The 18,407-nt window shown below is 70.0% G+C and carries 5 protein-coding genes; 4 read left to right on the top strand and 1 reads right to left on the bottom strand.

The genetic code is table 11. The features are described 5' to 3' along the window. Positions 1 to 39 precede the first annotated feature (39 nt). The 3 genes from MJO54_RS20830 to MJO54_RS20820 all read left to right on the top strand — a co-directional run bounded on the left by MJO54_RS20830 (position 40) and on the right by MJO54_RS20820 (position 3,094). A complete protein-coding gene (locus MJO54_RS20830) occupies positions 40 to 804 on the top strand; it encodes an SDR family oxidoreductase (RefSeq protein ID WP_064888540.1) in 765 nt (254 codons plus the stop codon). Between the two features lie 17 nt (positions 805 to 821). Beyond that, the gene (locus tag MJO54_RS20825) at positions 822 to 1,727 is read left to right on the top strand and encodes an SDR family oxidoreductase (RefSeq protein WP_064888539.1); all 906 of its coding nucleotides are present in this window, start codon (positions 822 to 824) and stop codon (positions 1,725 to 1,727) included. A 401-nt stretch (positions 1,728 to 2,128) separates the two neighbouring features. Beyond that, complete coding sequence (locus tag MJO54_RS20820) at positions 2,129 to 3,094, top strand: fatty acid desaturase (protein WP_064888538.1); 966 nt, start codon at positions 2,129 to 2,131, stop codon at positions 3,092 to 3,094. A gap of 9 nt (positions 3,095 to 3,103) precedes the next feature. Here MJO54_RS20820 and MJO54_RS20815 read toward each other — a convergent pair whose 3' ends face one another. Further along, positions 3,104 to 6,355: a helix-turn-helix transcriptional regulator gene (locus MJO54_RS20815; protein WP_434085453.1), complete on the bottom strand. Its 3,252-nt coding sequence runs from the start codon at positions 6,353 to 6,355 to the stop codon at positions 3,104 to 3,106. A gap of 752 nt (positions 6,356 to 7,107) precedes the next feature. Here MJO54_RS20815 and MJO54_RS20810 point away from each other — a divergent pair. Beyond that, complete coding sequence (locus MJO54_RS20810) at positions 7,108 to 18,330, top strand: hypothetical protein (RefSeq protein ID WP_240175407.1); 11,223 nt, start codon at positions 7,108 to 7,110, stop codon at positions 18,328 to 18,330. Positions 18,331 to 18,407: the final 77 nt, after the last annotated feature.

Raw genomic sequence — 18,407 nt, 5'->3', positions numbered from 1 at the left:
AAGCTACCTAAGCAAGCACTTGCTTGGTACGCTAGCACAGTGGGTGATGCGATCAACCTCGGATTGACCGGCAAGGTAGTCCTGGTGACCGGCGGAGTGCGCGGTGTCGGCGCGGGCATCAGCGCCGTCTTCGCCGATCAGGGTGCGACGGTGGTGACCTGCGCCCGACGTCCGGTGGAGGGCTCCCCGTATGAGTTCCATTCCTGCGACGTCCGCGACGACGACGCGGTGAAGGGTCTGATCGAAGCGATCGTGGCCGCCCACGGCCGGATCGACATCGTGGTCAACAACGCCGGCGGCTCTCCGTTCGCGCTGGCCGCCGATGCGTCCGCCAACTTCAGTCGCAAGATCATCGAGCTGAACCTGCTCAGCGCCCTGCTCGTGTCCACGCACGCCAACGCGGTCATGCAGACCCAGGGCGGCGGCGGTTCGATCGTCAACATCACTAGTGTCAGCGGCCGTCGGCCGTCGCCGGGAACCGCGGCCTACGGCGCGGCCAAGGCCGGGGTGGACAGCCTGACCACATCGTTGGCCGTCGAATGGGCGCCGAAGGTGCGGATCAACTCGATCGTGGTCGGCATGGTCGAGACCGAGCAGTCCGAGCTGTTCTATGGCGACGCCGAGTCGGTGGCCGCCGTCGGTGCCACCGTGCCGTTGGGTCGGCTGGCCAAGCCATCCGAAATCGGTTGGACAGCCGCATTTTTGAGCTCCGATCTGGCGTCTTATGTCACTGGCGCCAGCCTGACCGTGCACGGTGGCGGAGAGAACCCCGCCTACCTCGACGCATCCAGCGCGAACAAGTAAAAAAGGAGACAGCACTGATGGGACTTCTTGACGGCCGCGTAGTCATCGTCACCGGAGCGGGCGGCGGAATCGGGCGGGCACACGCGCTGGCGTTTGCCGCTGAGGGCGCGCGGGTCGTGGTCAACGACATCGGTGTCGGCCTGGACGGCTCACCGGCCGGTGGAGGCAGTGCTGCCCAGAGCGTGGTCGACGAGATCGTCGCAGCCGGCGGCGAAGCCGTCGCCAACGGCTCGAACGTCGCCGACTGGGGCCAGGCCGAGGCGCTGATCAAGCAGGCTGTCGACACCTACGGCACGCTGGACGTGCTGGTGAACAACGCCGGCATCGTCCGCGACCGGATGTTCGCCAATGCCACCGAAGAGGAATTCGACGCGGTCACCGCGGTGCACCTCAAGGGCCACTTCGCCACCATGAAGCACGCCGCCGCGTACTGGCGGGCCAAGTCCAAGGCCGGCGAAACGGTCGACGCCCGGATCATCAACACCAGCTCGGGCGCCGGCCTGCAGGGCAGCGTCGGGCAGGCCACCTACAGCGCCTCCAAGGCAGGCATCGCCGCGCTGACCCTGGTCGCCGCCGCCGAGATGGGCCGATACGGCGTCACCGCCAACGCCATCGCGCCGTCGGCCCGTACCCGCATGACCGAGACCGTCTTCGCCGACATGATGGCCACCCAGGACGCAGCGTTCGACACCATGGCCCCGGAGAACGTCAGCCCGCTCGTGGTCTGGCTGGGCAGTGTCGAGTCGCGTGATGTGACCGGCAAGGTCTTCGAGGTCGAAGGCGGCAAGATCCGCGTCGCCGAGGGGTGGGCGCACGGGCCGCAGGCCGACAAGGGCTCCCGTTGGGATCCCGCCGAGCTGGGGCCCGTCGTCACCGATCTGCTGGCCCAGTCGCGGCCGCCGGTGCCGGTGTACGGGGCATAAGCCCCGGCGGCAGAGGGCGGGTCCGCTGGACGACGGTGTCGGTGGCCGCTGCAGGTTCCGGGGTACCTGGGCTTAGCATGCGGTCTTGCCGCGCAGGAACTCTAGCGCCCGCTGGTGCGGACATCAGAGCGACGTTAAGACCCATTCGCTGGCCCGCCGCCAACGCCTGCTAACGGCATCGTGCGATCTTGGTCACCTTCTAGCGGGGGACTGCAGCAAGGGGAATAAAGTCCCGAAGCGCGGACCTGCGGCGTTATCTGTGGGCGTCAATATTGTGATAGTTACTTAGCCGGACATCGATGCTTTGCTCCCCAACCCCCTCGGAAAGCAACGTAGTCTGTACTCGTTCTCGTTTTACGCGTCCGTTACTTTTTCATGTGCCTCTAAGGCTGGAGGATTCTGTGTCGGTGCTCGAAGCGGCGGAAAGCCCGCCGGCGGCAGCCCGGCGCCGACGCCATCCGCATCCCGGCGAGGGCGTACCGACCTTCGCGTGGCCCACCTTCGGTCTCGGGGTCGGCGCCTTCGTGGTGTTCGTGCTGGTGGCCATCGGCACCGCTCGCGGATCGCTTCCGGCCTGGGCTGCCATTCCACTGAGCACCGCAGTCAGCTACGTGATGTTCTCGGTGGCGCACGAAGCCCTGCACCGCTCATTCTGCTCGGTGCGTTGGGTCAATGCGGTGGTCGGCCGGTTGGCCTGGCTGTTCGTGGTGCTGCCGTTCTCGTTGCCGTCTTTCGGCTATGTGCACGGCGAGCATCATCGGCACACCAACGATCCCGACCGAGATCCGGACATGTTCGCGACGCACGCGCCGGCCTGGCAACTTCCGTTCCGCTGGGCGTTGATGGATGTCTTCTACGCGTCCTGGTACACCCGCAGACTGTGGAGCCGGATTCAGCATTCCTGGCGGCGTCCGCTGGCTGAGGTCGCCGAAACGGCGCTGATGTTTTCTCTGACGGCCGCGATCGTCGGTGGTGCGATCGTCACCAACCACTTCTGGCTGCTCGCGGTGGTTGTGTTGATCCCGCAGCGCATCGGCATTTTCATCATCGGGTGGTCGTTCGACTGGCTGCCGCACCACGGGCTTGAGGCCACGCAGCGTGAGGACCGCTATCGCGCCAGCCGGCTTCGGGTCGGGATGGAATGGCTGATGGCCCCGCTGAGCCTGTCCCAGAACTACCACCTGGTCCACCATCTGCACCCGTGGTTGCCGTTCTACCGCTACCTGCAGGCATGGCGACGCAACGAGGAGCTCTACCTGGAGCACGACGTCGCCGTCAGCACCCTGTTCGGCCGGGAGCTCGACGCCGAGGAATACCGGCACTGGAAAAAGTGGGCGTACGTGGAGCCGCAGTCACGGATCGCCTGATACGCCGAGTCAGCTATGTTGCGCCGCCACTTGGGCGAGTTGCAGGCGCGACGAGATATTGAGCTTGGCGTAGATCCGGTTCAGGTGCGAATGCACCGTTCGGGGTGAGACGTTCAGTTGCGCAGCGATGTCTTTGTCTCGGAGCCCAGCACTGATGAGACGGACGACATTGCGTTCGGCCGCGGTCAGCGAATCCCAACCGCTGGACGGACGTTTGGATTTGGCTTTGCCCTTTTCGTCACCTCGGGCGGCGTACGTGATGGCCTCAGCCGTGGACAATGCCTCACCCTGATCCCAACGCCGCTCAAAGTCGTTCTGCGGCATTGCTTCTCGCAGTGTGTTGACAGTGGTTTCGTAGTTGGCGTCATAGACCTTAGCGCGGACCGCGCCGGTGCGACTACGAGCACCAGCCGCTGAGCCCAACAGCCGTGCTGCATCGTGGTATCGCCCCGCGGCGGTGGCCACTGTCGCCAGGGATTCGAGCAGATCCGGGGCGGCCAGAACTGCCTCTGTGTCTGCCGCGATGGTCAGCGCCTCACGCGCGTCTCGTTCGGCCTGTTCAAACTCACCTTCGGCCATGGCCACTCGGCCACGTATCTCCAGCAGGAGTATCCGGTGGATACCCGAACCCACGGACAATGCCTCGTCGGCCCAACGGCGAGCCGCGGCTACGTCGCCGCATTCCAGTGCCACTCGGGCGACCGGATTGCCGTTGATGGCCAGCAGTTGGGGCAGTGCGCACGCGTCACACGCTGCATCAGCTGCCCTGGCCGCCCCGGGCACATCGCCGGCGGCCAACAAAGCGTCGGTCAGCGCGCCGTAGCTGAACGCGCGGTGGAAGTCGATCAGTTCGGCGGCGGCCTCGACGCAGGCGTCCGCCGCCGCACGCGCGCCGCGGGTATCGCCCTGGCATCCCAGCGCTTCGGCGAGCACCGTCAGGCTCTGGGCGCTGAACAAAGGGTCGTGCGCGGCCTCGGCTTCCGTCGCCACAGCTCGGGCCTGCTCGACGGCCATCGTGAGCTCTGCACGATGAAGGTGCGCGATTCCCAAGCAAAGGCGGCATAGCCGGGAAACTGACCAGTCGCCAACGGCATCGGCGAGGGCGGCTCCTCTTTCTGCGGCGAGCCGCAGCGTGTCGAGGTCGCCGGCCACGAACGCCGAATACGCCTGTACGCCATATATCTGGCTCAACCGCCAGTCGTCGTTCAATGCGGGCGACAGTGCGATGGCCTGTTCGAAGTAGGGCAGGGCGAGTTCGGGGCTGTAGCTACAGGTGAAGCCGCAGGCGGCCAACGCCCAGGCGAGCAGGCCGGGCTCGTCGAGATCGCGGGCGATCGTGACCGCTTCCTCTGCTTGTTGAGCCTGCCCGTAGTGTCCGATCAACGCGTCAAAGATCGCTTTGTCCGCGAGCGTGCGGGCACGCGCGCCAGGCGCCATCGTGGCTCCGACGGCGAGCAGCGCGTTAAACCATGCCAGTCCTTCCAAGGTCCGGCTGTGGATCCACAGTGGGAGCAGCGACGACGCGAGACGCGCGGCAAGCTCCAGTTCGCCATGGTCGCGGCTCCAGGTAAAGGCGGCCCTGAGGTTGTCGATCTCCAGTTCCGCCTGCGCGATGTGCCAGCCGTATCCGGCGGTCACCTCGGAGCCGAACAGGTCTGTGTAGTGATCCCGGTGGCGGGCCCGGATTGCATCGGATTCCCCGGCCTTCTCAAGCTTTTCCGAGGCATATTGCTGCACGGTCTGCAACATCCGGAAGCGCGTTGACTCCCCGGTGCTGTCGGCTATCACCAGCGATTTGTCCACCAACTGGGTGAGTTTGTCGATGATCAGTCCGCGCGGTAGGTCAGTTCCGCCGGCGACCGCATGGGCGGCGTCAAGGTCGAAGCCGCCCCGAAATGGCGCCAAACGGCGGAACACCACCCGCTCGGGTTCGCTCAACAAGTCATGCGACCAGTCTTCTGAGGCCCGCAGGGTCTGCTGGCGCGGAACCACCGTGCGTGCACCACCGGTCAACAGTTGGAAGCGCTCGTCGAGCCCGTCGGCGATCTCGGACAGTGACATCGCCCGAACTCGCGTCGCGGCGAGTTCGATGGCCAACGGCACCCCGTCTAGGCGCCGACAGATTTCGGTCACCAAAGCGGCGTCACCATCGGTGTCGGTGAAACTTGGCCGGACCAGCCGAGCGCGCTGCCGGAACAACTCGACAGCCTCATCGACGAGCGAGAGCGACGGGGTTTTCCAGGTCACCTCGCCGGCCACCCCGATTGGTGCGCGACTCGTCGCCACGATGGTCAGGTCTGCACCGGTGGCCAACAGCGTGCTGGTCAACTGCGCGCACCCGTCCAGTAGATGCTCACAATTGTCGAGCACCAGCAGCAATTGCCGGTCTGCGATGAAGCGCGCCAGGGTGTCGACCGGTGAGCGGTCCGGTCGATCAGGTAGGCCCAACATGTGTGTCACGCGTTCCGGAAGCAGATCCGGGTCGGTGATCGGCGCCAGATCCACGCACCATGCCCCGTCGCGGAATCGGTCGACAAACTCTTCGGCCAGTTGCAGTGCGAGCCGCGTCTTGCCGACTCCGCCGGAACCGGTCAGCGTCACCAGGCGATTGCCGTCAACCAGCTGGCGTAGCTCGGTCAGCTCCGCATGGCGTCCGACGAAACTCGTCAGGGGCGTCGGAAAGTAAGGCTCGTGCACCGCATTTCCGGTTCGAAGCGGCGGAAAATCGGTGGGAAGTTCGCGATGGCAGAGCTGCGCCACCCGTTCGGGATACGGTATGCCGCGCAGTCGAAACATGCCCAGGTCGATCAGCCAAGCCCCTGGCGGGAGTCGATCAGCCAGCAACGGCTGGGCCGTCTCCGACAACAATGTCTGACCACTATGGGCCAGATCGCACAGGCGTGCGGCGCGATTCACCAGCGACTGCGGGTGCGCACCGGGCTCGGCCACCGAGACCTGGGCGGCGTGCACGGCTATCCGCGGACGGATCGGCGCCGACGGGGCGTGCTGCAAGGCGATGGCACAAGCGGCCGCATCGCTGGCATCGACGAACCCGACAGCGAACTTGTCTTTGTGGTCCTGCTCCACCAGCCGTGTACCACGGTGGGCGGTAACCACTTCTGCGAGTGTGCTTTTCAGCCACGAGAGTCCGCTGGTCGACGACTCCGTCGGGGGCTGCCATTGCGGCCGGGAGTCTCCGGGGCTGACCACGAGGACTGTTGGTGGGGAAGGTGGCGAATCTGCCACATCCGCATTCGACATCATCTACCGTCTCTCCGAGGCAAGGATGCTCGCGCTAGCGGGCAAGTTCTCCATTCCCCCCGGATGGATCGGCTGTGCATCCGTGCAGTTGTGCAGTCGTAAGGCTCGCTTCCCGTCATCTAGGTACTTTTACCGCTAAGTTATCGGCCAGTCTCGGCCACGATACCAGCGCGATTTCGGCACTTTTGCCGATGCTGTGGGCGGGTGCCCTGCCGCACAGTGTGAGTGGCAGAGCTGCGCTCGCTCAGTCCGCCGCCTCGCAGCGGACGTATTTCGCCGATCTTCACCTGATCGCGATCTCCTATCGAACGCAGCGGCGGCACGGAGGCCCAGGGTGCGCTTTGCACCGGTCGGGACGTGTCGCTGGGTGCCCCTCGTGGGTGTCTCCTTCTGCTGAATTCGTGATGCCAGCAAACCAAAACAAAATAGCAAATTCACTGCACGCGTAGGCCTATCAGGCCTACGCGTAAAAGGCGTGGATGGGGTGCTGTTCCCTATGAAGTAAATCCTAATTTCGTGCCAATCGTTCACCTTTTTCGACTGTGACGAACGTCACTCGTGCCGCGGGAAGCCTCACCTGTGCCGCTTTGACCTGCGCCTATAGTGTGTCGGCACCCGCTATGAGATCCATCAAGATGCGGTTTCGGCCACATAGGCAATGCCTGAGTTTGCGATAAGTGAACAGACGGCCATAATTCGAACCTGCGCGAATGCTTAGTGGAAATTATGAGAGGGTCGCCATGAGCCGTCGGATGTCTAGCAAATTTGTTCGTTCGTCGGGTCGGGGTGTGGTGGGTGCGTCGAGTGTTGTGGCGGCGTTTTTGGGGGTTGGGGTGGGGCCGACGGTGCCGGTGGCGTCGGCGGATGGTTTTGATTTGTTGGATCCGGTGTTTTGGTCGGAGTTGACCGATCCGGGTTCGGTGTTGTGGTCGGGGTGGGCCGATCCGGGGGCGGCGGATGCGGGCAACTTCTTGTTCGACGCGTTTGAGCAGTTCGATCTGGCGGTGGCGTCGTTCTATCACGATGACTTGTATCTGCCGTTGTACAACCTGACGCAGGACTTTATTGCTGGTAACCAGCAGTTTTTGGACTTGATCAATCAGCCGTTTGTGGACTTGTTCGGTCGGGAGTTGATCGGTAACGGTGTTGATGGCTTCGCCGGGGCCAATGATTCGTTGTTGGGGTCGTCGGGGTGGTTCGGCAACCTTGGTGATGGCGGGTTTTTGTTTGGTGATGGTGGTGCTGGTGCTGCGGGGGTGGCTGGGATCGCTGGCGGGGTGGGGGGTGCCGGTGGTGCTGCGGGCTTGTTCGGCAATGGCGGCACTGGTGGTGTGGGTGCCGATGGTGGCGATGGTGGCGCTGGGGGTGCGGGGGGTTGGTTGTTCGGTGATGGCGGCACCGGCGGTGCGGGTGGGGCGTCACTGGATGTGTTGGTTGCTGGCGGTAATGGTGGTGCCGGCGGTGATGTGATCAGCCTGTTCGGGTTTGGTGGCACTGGTGGTGCTGGGGGTGCGGGCGCGGCGGGCACGACCGGTGTGGCCGGGGTTGATGGGGTGCTGGGTGCCCTTAATGGCACTGCGGGCGCCGAGGGCCTCACTGGTGGCCTGGGTGGCAATGGTGGCGCCGGGGGTGCGGCCGGCTTCGTGCTGGGTATTGGTGGTCTCGGGGGTGCTGGTGGTGTCGGGGGCACTGGTGGCACCGGTGGCGCCGGTGGTGGCGGCGGGGTCAGTGTCGATGCTCTGGGGGGCAATGGTGGTGTCGGTGGGGCGGGTGGCGATGGTGGCGTCGGGGGTCGTGGTGGTGTTGGGGGTGTGGGTGGGCATTTCGGTGCTGCCGGTGATGGCGGTGTGGGCGGTAATGCGGGCTTAGCTGGTGATGGTGGTGCTGGTGGCCTTGGTGGTGACGGTGCCCTTGGTGGCGGTAATGGTGGCGATGGTGGCGCGGGTGGGCAGGTCGGCACGATCGCCGGTGCTGGTGGTGCTGCCGGTGAGAAGTTCATGTCCTGGATGTGGGGCAACGCCGGGCGTCCGGGTGCTGATGGTCTGGTCCCGACGGGGATCAGTGGCCATGGTGGGGTCGGCGGTAACGGCGGCAACGGCACCGGGGTGTTGGCTAATGGTGATGGCGCCGCCGGGGGTAATGCCGGTGCCGGTGGTGATGGTGGTGCGCACGGCAACGGCGCCACTGGTGGTGTGGGCGGTAATGGCTTCACCGGTCTTGCTGGTGCTGATGCCAGCACGGCGGGTGGCTCGGGGATCTCCGGTGGCAATGGTGGCCATGGCGGCAATGGTGGTGCCGGCGGCTCCGGTGGTGCGGTGGCCGGTAACGCCGGCAACGGTGGTGCTGGGGGTAAGGGCGCGGCCGGGGGAGGCGGGGGCTCCGGCGCTGATGGCGCCACCGGTTCGTTCGCTAATGGCGGTGATGGCACGGGTAGTGCCGGTGGTGACGCCGGTAGTGGTGGGGCCGGCGGTAATGGTGGTGCCGGGGGTGCGGCCGGTACTGCGGCGCATGGCACCGCCGGTAGCGCGGGTGCGGGCGGGGCGGCTGGTGATGGTGGCAACGCCGGGACCGCGGGTGCCGGTGGTGCGGGTGCGGCCGGCAGCGCCGAGCACCCGGATGCCGGTGATGGTGGTGCCGGCGGCAAGGGTGGGGACTTCGGTGCCGGCGGCATCGGCGGCACCAACGGTGACGGCACCGGCACGGGTGCTGACGGGCTCGATGGTGCGGGCAGTACCGGCGGCAATGGTGGTGCCGGTGGTAACGGTTTCTTGGGCACTAATGGTGTCGCCGAGGCTATTAATGGCACTGCGGGTGGCCACGGTGGTGCCGGTGGTGATGGTGGTGTCGGGGGTGTGCTCGCGGATGGGTCGCAGGCCGCCCAAGGTGTGGGTGGTGCTGGTGGTGATGGTGGCGCCGGCGGTAATGGGTTCAACGGTGTCAACGGTGCGGTCCCGGGTGGGGACGGCACCCATGCGGGTGATGGGGGTACCGGCGGCAACGGCGGTGCCGGTGGGCACGGCTCGATCGACGGTGCTCACGGTGTCGGTGGCCTGGGCGGCAATGGTGGTAATGGTGGTCACGGTGCTGATGGTGGCGACGGCGCCGATGGTGATGCCGAGCATGCGGGCGGGTTCGCCGGCCAAGACGGCGGCCATGGTGGCAACGCCGGCAAAGGTGGTGCCGGCGGTGACAGTGGTGGTGGCAGCGCCTCGGCCAGTGGTGCTGATGGGGTCGCCGGGATTGGTGGTCACGGTGGCCGCGGTGGTACGGGTCTTGATGGGGTCAATGGCACCGTCGAGAACCCTGATGGCACGGCCGGCGCCGCCGGTGGCGCCGGCGGAAACGGCGGCCAGGGCGGCCTAGAGGCCGACGGCACCACGCAAGCCGCGACCGGTAATGGTGGTGCCGGTGGCGCCGGTGGCCGCGGCGGTAACGGCCTCAACGGCGCTAACGGTGATGACCCGGGCTCTGAGGGCACCCGTGGTGGCAATGGCGGTGCTGGTGGTGCCGGCGGTGCCGGGGGTACCGGCACGATCGAGGGTGCTCACGGTGCTGGCGGGGTCGGTGGTAACGCCGGCAATGGTGGCAACGGCGCTAACGGGGCCAACGGCGCGAACGGCACCACCGAGCACACGGCCGGGTATGCCGGGCAAGACGGTGGCGCCGGCGGCAACGCCGGTATCGGTGGTGCTGGTGGTGACAGTGGTGGCGGCACCACCGCCGCCAACGGTAGCGATGGGGCCGCCGGGAAGGGCGGTGCCGGGGGCCTGGGTGGTACCGGCCTCGATGGTCTCAACGGCAACGCCCAAAACCCTGATGGGACTGCTGGTGGTGCCGGGGGTGCGGGCGGTAACGGTGGTCAAGGTGGCCTGCAAGCCGATGGTGTGACTAGCGCTGAGCAGGGTGCTGGCGGTGCTGGTGGTGCTGGTGGCCGTGGTGGTAGTGGCTTTAACGGCACTAATGGGGCTACCCCGGGTGCTGATGGCACCCGCGGTGGCAATGGTGGCGCCGGTGGCGCTGGTGGCGTCGGCGGGACCGGCTCGAGCACTGGTGTCCACGGTGTTGGTGGTGTCGGTGGCAACGCGGGCAATGGTGGTGCCGGCGCTGATGGTGCTAACGGCGCCAACGGCGATGCCAACCACACCAGCGGATATGCCGGACAAGACGGCGGCAAGGGCGGCAACGCCGGCACCGGCGGTACCGGCGGCGACAGTGGTAACGGCACCACCGCCGCCCACGGCAGCGACGGCACCGCCGGTGTTGGCGGCAACGGCGGGGCAGGCGGCACCGGACTCGACGGCACCAACGGCACCACCCAAAACCCCGACGGCACCGCCGGCGGTGCCGGCGGAACCGGCGGAACCGGCGGCGCTGGTGGTCTGAACACCGACGGCTCACACGCCACGACCGGCAACGGTGGTGCCGGTGGCCAGGGCGGTCGCGGCGGCAACGGCATCAACGGCACCAACGGTGACGAGCCGGGTGCTGACGGCACCCGCGGTGGCAACGGTGGTACTGGTGGGGCCGGCGGCGTCGGCGGCACCGGCACCCAGACCGGCGCCCACGGCGCCGGTGGTGTCGGTGGCAACGCCGGCAATGGTGGTGCCGGCGCGGACGGCGCAAACGGTGCCAACGGCGACGCACAGCACCAGGCCGGCTACGCCGGGCAGGACGGCGGTGCCGGTGGCAACGCCGGCAAGGGTGGTGCCGGCGGCGACAGCGGCGGCGGAAACACCGCTGCCGGCGGAAGTTCCGGTATCGCAGGTCAGGGCGGTAACGGGGGTGCTGGTGGCACCGGTCTGGACGGCGTCAACGGCACCGCAAGCAACATCAACGGCACGTCGGGCGCAGCCGGCGGTGCCGGCGGCAACGGCGGCAAGGGCGGCCTGCAGGCTGACGGCTCCACACAGGCGACCGACGGCAACGGCGGCGCCGGTGGTGCCGGTGGCCGTGGTGGTAGCGGCTTCAACGGTGCCAACGGCACCAACCCGGGCGGCAACGGCCAATCCGGCGGTACCGGTGGTGACGGTGGCTCCGGTGGTGTCGGCGGCACGGGCGCGCTCACCGGTGATCACGGCGTCGGCGGTGCCGGCGGCAACGGCGGTAACGGCGGTAACGGTGCCGACGGGTCCAACGGTGCCAACGGAGACGCCGAGCACGTGGGTGGCTACGACGGTGGCGCCGGTGGTAACGGCGGCAACGCCGGGGCCGGCGGTAAGGGCGGTGACTCCGGCGGCGGTCAGCAGGGTGTCAACGGCGGCAACGGTGCTGCCGGCACCGGCGGTAACGGTGGCGCGGGTGGCGCCGGCATGGATGGCGCCAACGGCGACCGGGACAACGTCGACGGCACCGCCGGCGGCAACGGCGGTACCGGTGGTGCGGGTGGCGCCGGCGGCCAAGAAGTCGGTGGCGGCCACGCGACCGATGGCAACGGCGGCCTCGGCGGTAATGGCGGTAAGGGCGGTGCCGGCTTCGACGGCAGCAACGGCTACATCGACCACGCGGACGGATCCGCGGGCGGTAACGGCGGTGGCGGCGGAACCGGTGGCAACGGCGGTGCCGGTGGCGGCACCACCGGGGCCGGCGGCAATGCGGGCAACGGCGGCAACGGCGGTGCTCCCGGCGACGGCGGCGATGGTATCGACGGCACAGCGGCCCACCCCGACGGCGGCGCGGGCGGCCACGGCGGCAACGTCGGTGTCGGCGGCGGCGGCGGAACCGGCGGATCCGGTGCGACCACGGGCAACAACGGGCAGGCCGGCAACACCCCCGGCAGCGGCGGTAACGGAGGAAACGGTGGAGCCGGCTACGACGCCGCGTCCGACCCGACCGCCGCACCCGGCACGAACGGCGGCAACGGCGGTGCCGGTGGTGCCGCCGGTGACCACGGCAACGGCGGTAACGGTGGCAACGCCGGCAACGGTGCCGCCGGTGGTGCCGGAGACAACGGTGAGAACCCGGGCGACGCCGGTCAGGCCGGCGGGTCGGGCGGTAAAGGCGGCACCGGTGGTGCCGGCGGTGCCGGCGGATCGATCGCCGGTGACGGCGGTAACGGTGGAGCCGGTGGTGGCGGCGCCGACGGTGGTGTCGGTGGCAATGGCGCCAACGGTGCGGACGGCACGTTCGACAACGGCGGAGACGGCACCGGCGGTGCGGGTGGCAGCGCCGGCACCGGTGGTTCCGGTGGCGACGGCGGGGCTGGCGGTGCCGGCGGTAGCTCCGCCCACGGCAAGGCGGGCACCGAGGGTGCCGGCGGCAACGCGGGCAATGGCGCCGATTCCGGCAAGGCCGGAGACGGCGGCGCCGGTGCGCACGGCACCGCGGAAAACCCCGACGGTGGCAATGGTGGCCAGGGCGGTAACGCCGCCACCGGTGGTGCCGGTGGCACTGGCGGCAGCGGCCTGACCCACGGTTCGGACGGCCAAGACGGGGGCATTCCCTCCGGCTCCCAGGGCAACGGCGGCACCGGCGGCGACGGCTACGACGCCTCCACCGACCCGAACGCGGCACCGGGGACCTCTGGTGGCAACGGTGGTGCCGGTGGTGACGCCGGTGACCACGGCAACGGCGGTCTGGGCGGCAACGGCGGTAGCGGCACCGACGGCAGCGCCGGTGCGAACGGCAGTGGCACCGACGGTGACGGTAACGGCAACGGCGGTGGCGCCGGTACGGCCGGCGGCTCCGGCGGCAACGGTGGTGCCGGCGGCAAGGGCGGCTCCGTCACCGGTGACGGCGGCGCTGGAGGCCTGGCCGGCAACGGTGGCAACGGTGGCTCCGGCGGCTCGGGCGCCAACGGTGCCGACGCAACCGACCCCGGCCAGGACGGTGGTAACGGCGGCGTCGGTGGCGACGCGGGAGCCGGCGGCAAGGCCGGCACCGGCGGCAACGGCGGCTCGGCCACCAATGGTTCCGCGGGCGCCAACGGCGACGGCGGTAATGGCGGAAATGGCGGCAACGCCGGCGTCGGTGGCAATGGCGGCAAGGGCGCCGACGGCGACGCCGAAAGCCCCGACGGCGGCACGGGTGGTGCCGGCGGCAACAACGGCGCCATCGGCCAGGGCGCGACCGGCGGTTCGGCGGGCAGCGGCGGTACCGGAGGCACGGCCGGCACCGACGGCGCCGACGGCACATCGGGCGCCGGTGGTGACGGTGGCGCCGGCGGTAACGGCTACGACGCCTCGACCGACCCGAACGCGGCTCCCGGCACCGCCGGTGGCAACGGTGGCGCCGGTGGCAACGCCGGTGACCACGGCAACGGTGGACAGGGCGGCAACGGTGGTTCGGGCTCTGACGGCACCGACGGCAGCAACAGCACTGACCCGTCGCAGGCCGGTGGCGACGGCACCAACGGTGGTGCCGGTGGCAACGGTGGCGCTGGTGGTGCCGGTGGTTCGGTCGTGGGCAACGGTGGTGGCGGTGGTAACGCCGGCAGCGGAGGCAGCGCCGGTAACGGTGGTTCCGGAGCGGACGGTGACGACGCCACCACGCCCGGCGCCGACGGCGGGATCGGTAGCAACGGTGGCTCGGGTGGTACCGGCGGCGCCGGCGGTACCGGCGGCAGCGGCGGCGGTGCCAGCAACGGCAACGCCGGCAACAACGGCAATGGCGGCGACGGCGGCGCCGGCGGTAACGCCGGTTCGGCCGGCAACGGCGGCAAGGGCGCCGATGGCGACGCCACCAACCCCGACGGTGGCAACGGCGGCAAGGGTGGCGACACCGGCAACGCCGGATCCGGTGGGTCCGGTGGTGGCGCCGGAACCGGTGGTGCCGGTGGTACTGGCACTGCCGGCGGCGACGGCGGCGACGGCGCCGAAGGCTCGCCGTCAGGAGATGGCGGTGACGGCGGTAACGGCTACACCAACCCCAACGGCGACGGCGGCAATGGCGGTAACGGTGGCGACGCCGGCAGCCACGGCAACGGCGGCAACGCCGGTAACGGTGGCGACGGCCACGGCGACAACTCCAACGGTGGGTCCGGTGGTACCGGTGGTGCCGGTGGCACCGACACCGGCAACGGCGGCAACGGCGGCAATGGCGGCAACGGCGACCACAACGGCGGCGCCGGCGGTGGTGGCGGCGACGCTGGCGCCAACGGCGACGGCGGTAACGCCGGCGACGGCGGTAACGGCCAGACCGGTGACGGCGGCAACGGCGGTGACGGTGGTGCCGGTGGCACGCAGACCGGTGACGGCGGTAACGCCGGCAACGGCGGCGACGGCGGCCAGCACGGCGGGGACGGCGGCCAGGGTGGCAGCGCCACGGGTGAGGGCAACGGTGGCAACGGTGGGTACGGCGGTGATGGCCTGCCGGGCCCGAACGGCCCCAACGGCGCCAACGGCGGCAGCGGAACCCAGCCCGGTGAGGCCGGCGGCGACGGCCAGGCCGGTGGAGCCGGCGGTAAGGGCGGCGACGGCGGTGCCGGCAGCGGAGTCGGTTACCACGCCGGCAGCGGTGGCTTAGGCGGCAACGGTGGCAACGGTGGTGACGGCGGCGATGGCGCCAAGGGCGCTACCGGCACCTTCGCCGGTGGCGACAACGGTGACGGTGGCCAAGGCGGCAACGCCGGAAACGGCGGCGCCGGCGGCGCCGGTGCGGCAGGCGGCAACGCCGGTATCGGCCTCAACGGTGCGACTGACGGCGTGCACGGCGCTGGCGGTACCGGCGGGAACGGTGGCAACGCCGGTAGCGCCGGTAACGGCGGCAAGGGCGCTAACGGGACCGCGAGCCACCTCGACGGCGGTAACGGTGGCGCCGGTGGCGCCGGCGGTAACGCCGGCGCGGCAGGTGCCGGTGGCGACAACGGCGATGGCACGACTGGTGCCGCCGGGCAGGCCGGCAACGGCAGCATCGGTGGCGACGGTGCCGACGGTGGCCGCGGCTACATCGGTGGTAACGGCAAGGCCGGCAACATCGACGGAACAGCCGGCGGTAACGGTGGTGCCGGCGGTAACGGCGGTGCCGGTGGTTTCGCCGGCAACGGAACGCAGCTCAACCAGGGCGACGGCGGCAGCGGTGGTGACGGTGGCGCCGGTGGTAACGGCTACAACGGTCTCAACGGCTCGACGCCCGGTGCCGACGGTGGCAACGGCGGTAACGGTGGCGCCGGCGGCAACGGCGGTGTCGCAGGTACCGGACACACGGCAGGTGACCACGGTGTCGGCGGGCTTGGTGGCAACGGCGGCAACGGCGGCAACGGCGCCGACGGTGCCAGCGGAAGCACCGGTGGCGGCGACGGGCAGAACGGCGGCGCCGGTGGCAACGCCGGTAAGGGCGGAGCCGGTGGCGACAGCGGTGGCGGCCAGCACGCCGACAACGGCACCGACGGTTCAGCCGGTATCGGTGGTAACGGTGGCAACGGCGCCCGGGGCACCGATGGTACCGACGGCACCGCCGCTGACGTCAATGGTGTCGCCGGTGGCAACGGCGGCAAGGGCGGCAACGGTGGCCTGGGCGGCTTGGAGGTCAACGGTGTTGACCGGGCTGCCACCGGGGCCGGTGGCAACGGCGGTGCCGGCGGTAAGGGCGGCAACGGTATTGACGGTGCGGCCGGGTCGTTTGCCACCGGTGACGGCAACGGCGGTAACGGTGGCAACGGTGGCGTCGGCGGTAACGGCGGTGTCGGTGGTACCGGTTCCTCGACGGGCAGCGTGGGTGCTGCCGGCGCGGGCGGCAACGCCGGCAACGGTGGCGCGGGTGCTACCGGTGCCGCAGGCAGTGCCGGGGTTTCGGGTGTGAACAACGGCGCCGGCGGAGCGGGCCATGACGGCGGTAACGGCGGCAACGCCGGTATCGGCGGCAAGGCCGGAACCGGCACCGGATCGGCCAGCAGCGGGACCAACGGCAACGCCGGTGTCGGTGGCGCCGGCGGCAAGGGCGGTCAGGGTGCCGCCGGTACCGATGCCAGCAGCTCGGCTAACCCCAACGGCGGCACGGGTGGTAACGGTGGCAAGGGCGGCAGCGGTGGCGTCGGAGGTCTGCAGGCCGACGGTTCCACGCGAGCGGCCGATGGCCAGGGTGCTGACGGTGGTGCCGGTGGTCGGGGTGGCAATGGCTTCACCCAGGCGGACGGCAGCTCGGCCAGCGGCGGCAACGGTGGCCAGGGTGGCGTCGGTGGCGCCGGTGGTGACCGCGGCGCGGTGGCGGCCAGCGGCGGCGTCGGCGGCCAGGGCGGCAACGCCGGCAACGGTGGCAGTGGCGCGGACGGCAAGGCCGGCGCGGATGCCACGGTGGCCGGTGCCGCCGGCGGTACCGGCGGTGACGGCACGAGCGGCGGCAAGGGCGGCAATGGCGGCGCCGGTGGCGCCGGTGGTGCGAGCGGCACCGCCAGCAACGGAACGGCCAACCACCACGGTGCCGGTGGCGTCGGTGGAAACGCCGGCAGCGGCGGTAACGCCGGTAACGGCGGTGCCGGCGGTAAGGGCCTCGGTGGCGGCACCGGAGCGACCGCGGGCGTCGGTGGCGCCGGCGGCGCCGGCGGCAACCGGGGTGCAGCGGGCACCGCAGGCGCCGGTGGCGACAGCGGCGGCGGGCAGTCGGCCGCCAACGGTGCGGCGGGTGCGGCCGGTACAGCCGGTGGCAACGGTGGTAAGGGCGGCGACGGCGGCACCGGAACCACTCTGGCCAGCGGCATCGGCCAGAACGGCGGTGCCGGCGGTAAGGGCGGCAGCGCCGGTGCGCTCGGTAACGGCGGTGCCGGTGGTAGTGGCGGCAACGGTGGTACCGGCAACAACGCGACTACCGGTGGCTCCAGCGGCTCTGCCGGCGGCAACGGCGGCAACGCCGGTGACGGCGGCAAGGCCGGTGCGGGCGCGACCGACACCGGTGGCAACGCCGGTAAGGCCGGCTCCGGCGGCAACGGCGGTACCGGAGCCAACGCCACGACTGCGGGCGGCAAGGGCGGCAACGGCGGGGCCGGCGGCAATGCCGGCAACGGCGGGGCGGGCGGTAGCGCGGCCAACGGAACGGCGGGCGCCGACAGCAACGGCGGTGTGGCCGGCAACGGCGGTGACGCGGGCAACGGCGCCCGGGGCACCGACGGGAAGGCGACCACGGAGTACAACGCCGCTGCCAGCAACGGAACTGTCGGCGGGGCCGGCGGCACCGGCGGTAACGGTGGCGCAGGTGGGGCCGGTGGCGGTACCACCGGCATGGGCTCCAACGGCGGCAACGGCGGCAAGGGCGGCGCCGGCAACGATGGCGGCAACGGCGGCTACACCACCCACGGAGCCGAGGGTTACCCGTTGCAGGGTCACAACATCGGCGTCGGGGCAACCGGTGGTGCCGGTGGCGTCGGCGGCAACGGCGGCGCGGCTGGCGCCGGTACGACGCTGGGAGCTGCTGGCCACGCGGGCAACGGCGGCGACGGTGGTGCCGGCGGCAACGGTGGCAGCAGCGGCAACCTCAGCCCGCTGGGCTACGTCGACTCCGCCGGAAACTCCAACGCGGGCGCGCCGGCCAACGTCACCGGTGCCGGTGGCGCCGGTGGCAACGGTGGCACCGGATTCGTTGGCGGCGACGGTGGTGCTGGCGGTAGGGGTGGCAGCGATCAGTACGCCGCCGGCTCCAACGGCGGTGCGGGCGGCACCGGTGGCAATGGTGGCGCGGGTGTCGGGGCCGGCAGTACCGGCGGTGACGGCGGTGCCGGTGGCAAGGGCGGTGACGGCAGCAACATCCGCTGGGGCTGGACCGGTAAGGGAGCGCCTCCGTCGTCGATCAGCAACGGGACCACCAGCACCTCCGGCGCGGTCAACAACGTGCAGGGCGGCAAGGGCGGCAACGGCGGCAATGGTGGCACCGGCACGACCAGCGGTGTCGGCGGTAGCGGCGGCTCTGGTGGCACGGTCGTCACCCCGAACCTGCCGACCGGTCCGGGGTCCATCGGCACCAATGCCGGTGCAATCAACGGCGGTGCCGGCGCCACCGGTGGAACCGGCGGCACCAACGGTGCGACCGGTACGAACGGCAAGACGCCCTAGGCGTTCCGACGACGAGAGCCCCGCACGCCGGGTGTGCGGGGCTCTCGTCGTCGGCTGGTTTGGCGCGCAGCCTGCGC

The sequence above is a fragment of the Mycolicibacter virginiensis genome, assembly GCF_022374935.2.
In the GTDB taxonomy this organism is placed as follows: Bacteria; Actinomycetota; Actinomycetes; order Mycobacteriales; family Mycobacteriaceae; genus Mycobacterium; species Mycobacterium virginiense.
Note: the sequence above shows the minus strand (reverse complement) of the source record. Positions and strands in the feature narration are given on the sequence as shown.